Origin of the sequence: Nocardioides sp. (assembly GCF_034670285.1) — a bacterium.
Taxonomy (GTDB): domain Bacteria; phylum Actinomycetota; class Actinomycetes; order Propionibacteriales; family Nocardioidaceae; genus Nocardioides.
On the sequence record NZ_JAXMNS010000323.1, the window covers coordinates 1 to 4,536 of the forward strand.

Annotated in this window: 4 protein-coding genes; all 4 read right to left on the reverse strand. The window is 70.6% G+C overall.

The genetic code is table 11. The features are described from left to right. Positions 1 to 438 (reverse strand): hypothetical protein (locus tag VOI19_RS14930; RefSeq protein ID WP_323793756.1); only part of this gene is annotated, 438 nt, incomplete at its 3' end. Further along, positions 435 to 2,210 carry a hypothetical protein gene (locus VOI19_RS14935; protein WP_323793757.1) on the reverse strand — a complete coding sequence of 592 codons (1,776 nt, stop codon included), beginning with the start codon at positions 2,208 to 2,210 and terminating at the stop codon, positions 435 to 437. The genes VOI19_RS14930 and VOI19_RS14935, both read right to left, overlap by 4 nt. A gap of 1 nt (position 2,211) precedes the next feature. Further along, positions 2,212 to 4,335: a glycosyltransferase gene (locus VOI19_RS14940; RefSeq protein ID WP_323793758.1), complete on the reverse strand. Its 2,124-nt coding sequence runs from the start codon at positions 4,333 to 4,335 to the stop codon at positions 2,212 to 2,214. After that, on the reverse strand, positions 4,332 to 4,536 hold a 205-nt coding region (locus VOI19_RS14945), incomplete at its 5' end, for a hypothetical protein (protein ID WP_323793759.1). The genes VOI19_RS14940 and VOI19_RS14945, both read right to left, overlap by 4 nt.

Here is a 4,536-nt window from a genome sequence, read left to right on the forward strand (position 1 = left end):
CTGCGAGGCAGGGACCCCCGCCGTCGGCAGGCCGGCCAGCGGCGTGGGCTCCGGCGTCGGCGGCTCCGCGAGGTCGTCGTCCGAATGGTCCGCGGCCTGCGCCGCCTCGACAGGCTCGTCCTCGACAGGCGCGTCGTGGGCCGCCGCGGGCGGGGCTGCCTCGGAGGGTGGTTCCTCGACGCGAGGGTCTTCCTGGCGCGCGCCGACCACCTCGCGGCGGACCCGGGCGGCCTCGGCCGCGAGCTCCTGGTCGAGTCGTGCCGGCGGAAGGATGAGCGGCTTCGAGCGGGCGGACGTCTCGTCCTGCGGGCTGGAGGCACGACGTGGTCGTTGGAGGGTCTCGCTCCTGGCGCCGGTCAGGGCCACGGAGCCCGCCCGAGGCGAGTCGGAACGGGTCCGGTCGGCCAGGTCCGTGCCGGGGTGGTCGTGATCGCTCATGGTGCAGTCCCCTCCTCGCCCTGGATGCCGTCGTAGCCGCCCTCGACCTGCGGGCCCTCGGCGGGCGGGGGCAGGACGGGCGTGGTGGGCGCCGCAGCGCCGCCGAAACCGTAGCCGACGGGCACTTCCACGAGGGCGTAGCGGTCGTTGATGTGGGCCACGGCCAGAGCAGGGTCCTGACCCGTGGCTGCCGCGGGATAGAGCGCACTGAGCAGGTCGCGCTCGGTGTCGCGTGAGAGCAGCAGGTAGTCGACGCGAGCGGCTGGGCTGCGGGCGATCCGCTCCCAGGACTCGTCGGAGTCGTCCACGCGGTCGACGAACGTCGCGGGGGAGCCGGTGAGCAGGATGACGGCGTAGGTGGCGGCGTCGTCGGTCAGCACGACGTCCGGCTCGGCGACGTTGGCACGGATGAAGTCGGCCATGTCGCGCTCGTTGCCGTAGCCGACGACCGAGCCGTCGAGAGTGCGAGCACCCTCCTGGTCGTCGCCGGTCGCGACCGCGTCGTGGAAGGCGCGCTCGAGACCCTGTCGCGGGAAGTCGTCCATGGCCGCGAAGGTCCACGGGATGCTGAGCAGCAGCCCGCCGGTGAGGGCAACGGCGGTCGCGGTACGGCGGGTGCTCGTCGAGCGTGCCAGCCACACGCCTCCGATCACCGAGACGAGCAGCACCGGCAGCGCGTCGCTCAGCTGGAGCGGGGTGTCGGTCAGACGTAGCGCCACCGCCAGCCCGGGGGCGGCGATGGAGGCCGTGAGCAACAGGCCCAGCCAGAGGGCGAAGGTGTTGCGCCGGGCGATGCCGGCGAAGATCAGGGCGGGCAGCACCACGATCGCGATCGGGGCGCCGTGCAGGACGAGGTCGCCCGTGGCGAGCGTGACCGTGCTGAACCCGAGACCGTCGAGGCTGCCACCGGCCGCGGCGTCGGTGCGTGCGGTGATCCAGTGGAAGGGGTCGGTGAGGAGCAGCAGGTTGAGCGCCGACCACAGGACGACGACGTAGACGGTCGGGGCGGCGAAGCCGACCGTGGTGCCCTCGACCTCGCGGCCGTCGGCGCCGAGGCGCGCCAGGATCGCGGCGATCATGACGAGGCTGACCAGGAACCAGAGCAGCGAGCCGTAGCCGGTGAGGGCCGCGACCGAGTAGCTGATCCCGGCCACCATCACGAAGCGGATGTCGGCGGTGACGTACCACGCCAGCAGGGCGCCGAGGGCGGCCACGACGAAGGCCAGCCACAAGAAGGTGGCCGCACCGACCGAGGCATTGAGCACGACGAGCGGGTTGAGGGCCAGGGCGGCGAGCACGGCCAGCCGTAGCGGCAGGTTGAGCTGGGCCCGACGCATCATCGTGTGGAGGAACATCAGGGTCAGGGCCGCGAAGACCGCCGAGGTGAGGCCGACGACGGCCAGCGAGCGGGCCGGCCCGGTGAGCAGCGCGAACGGAGTGAGGAACAGCACCGACAGCGGGGGCTGGTCGAAGCCGATGGCGGTCAGCTTGGCGGGGTCGTCGTGCAGGACCATCAGCGCACGATCGAGTCGGTCGAGGGTCTCGAAGCCGACCACGTGGGTGCGCACCACCAGCCAGTAGCCCACCGCTGCGTAGGCGAGGGTGAAGACGGCGAAGATGCTCGCGCTCTCCCAGGGACGACGCTCGATGTCGGCGGGGCGGCGGCCGACGGCCTGCACGGCGATGGTGGTGCCTCCCATGCCGGGGCCCGTGCCGGGGCCAGTGCCGGGGCCGGGGCGGGCGGTGTCGGTGACCAGCGATGTCGCAGCCATCTCACCCACCGTCCAGCCCGTGCTCGGTCTTCTCCCAGTAGAACGGGTTGGTGAAGAGCTGGAGGAAGCCCTTCCAGGCCGCAAAGCTCATCAGCGCCCAGTAGAGCGGGGAGAGCAGGGCCGTGCGGGTGAGGCCGAACTCCCCACGCTGGAGGCTGCCGGCGACGTTGAGGTAGACGAAGACGAAGTTGCCGACGAAGAGCATCAGGCTCGCGGTGTAGAAGATCGCGCCGGGGAAGATCTGCTCGATGAAGCCCCACTGCGTCAGGGCGTAGAGCGTCGTCAGCGCCCAGAACACCGGGTTGATGAGGAGCACGAAGGCCGAGCCCATCGTCAGGTTGAAGCTCACGAAGCCGCGCACCCCGGTCTGGCGCAGCAGCTGCAGCGGATGGCGCATGTGCACGAGCCAGGTCTGGATGTGGCCCTTGTTCCAGCGCGAGCGCTGACGGATCCAGTTGCCGACGTGGGAGTTGGCCTCCTCGAGGGTGGTCGAGTCGAGCACCGCCGTACGGTGCCCCTCGCGGTGCAGCCGCATCCCGAGGTCGGCGTCCTCGGTGACGTTGAACGGGTCCCAGGCGCCGAGCTCACGCAGGGCTGCGATCTTGAAGTGGTTGGACGTGCCGCCGAGCGGCACGGGCGCCTCCGCAGCGCCCATCGCCGGCAGGATCAGCTCGAAGTGCATGGAGTACTCGTTGGCGAACCAGGACGTGAGCAGGTTCTGCTCGGAGTTGAAGTAGTTGAGCTTGCTCTGCATGCACACGACGTTGTCGGGGGCGGCGTCGAAGGCGAGGAGCGCCTTCTTGAGCTGGTCGGGATCGGGACGGTCCTCGGCGTCGTAGATCACGACGTAGTCGCCCGTGGCGAGCTGGAGGCCGTAGTTGCAGGCCTTCGGCTTGGTCTTGGGCTGGCTGTCAGGCACCACGACGAGGTGGAAGTGCGGCGCCAGCGAGAGACGGCGGATCGCCTCGATCGTCTCGAGGTCGTCCTCCTCGCAGAGGAGCTTGATGTCCAGGCGCGTGCGCGGGTAGTCGAGGGCGTTGAGGTCGCGCACCAGGCGCGGGACGATGGAGGCCTCGCCGTAGAGCGGCACGAGGATCGTGTAGATCGGCAGCCGTCGCTCGTCGAGGGCCGCGACCTCCTCGTCGGTCACGTCGAGCTCGAGGTGGGTGCCCAGGGCCCGCAGGGTCAGGCGGAACTTGTAGACCGACACGAGCAGGTAGAGCGCGCTGCAGAGGCCGACGGCGACGGTGGCGGTGGCGACCGGCCAGATGACGGTGCTGAAGACCAGGAGCACCGCGGCCATGATCAGCACGGCGCGCTGCGGCGGCGAGACGATCGTGTGGGCGGACTGCTCGGGGTAGTTCTCGAGGAGGTACTGGGTGGAGACGTCGGAGTAGTAGCTGCTGTGCACGCGCTGGATGAGCTGGTCGAGATCGGTGCGGTTGGCCAGGAGGATCTCGAAGGGCTGGCCGAGCAGCTCCTCGAGGGCGAGGACCGCCTTCTCGCCCAGCGGGCGCGCGACCGCGAGCAGGATCAGCCCTTCCTCCTCGGCGACCGGGACGGCCTGGAGGCGACGAGCCACCTCCTCGGGGACTCGCCGCGCGAGCTCGAAGTCGGGCTCGAAGCCGCTGAGGCCGACGCGGCGCAGCTGGTGCATCTCGGAGAGAGCCGCGACCAGGACGTCCTCGGAGATCGACTCGTGCGACACCAGGATGTCGCCCAGCGGGTCACCGGTGCGGGAGTACTCGAGCATCGCTCGTTGCAGCTGGTCGCTGGTGACCAGGCCGCTGTGGGTGAGCATCTGGGCCATCTGCATGCGGGCGCGCCGGGCCTCGGCCGACTCCACCTCGGCCTCGACGGGCGGGTAGGACTCGTCGACGACCTCGATGATCTCGTTGACCGTGTGGCGCACGAGGAGCACCGGCAGGTCGAGCCGCTCGGTGACGACGTGCTCGGTGATCGCGTCGTCGGCATCGGCTGCGGCCACGAGGACCTGGCCCTCGTGGACGGTGTAGGGCATCACCCGGAAGGTGCGACAGATGCCCTCCGGGACGGCGTGGGCGAGGGCGTCGTCGACGCCGTCGGAGAGCCGGGGGAGCGAGTGCGTGATGGTCGTGCTCGTCATCGGGGGCCTGACCCGAACCGACCAGGAGCAACGGCTGAGCCTGCGCTGGGGGTGACCACGGTGCGGCCCGAGGCGCCAGACCTGCTCGACTCCGTCCGGTCGCCGCGGGGCCGGAGGAGGAGGAAGGCCACGAGAGCCACGCCGAACAGGAGGAGCGGGACCGTGAGGAAGGCCAGGAACGTGACGACGAAGAGCACCAGG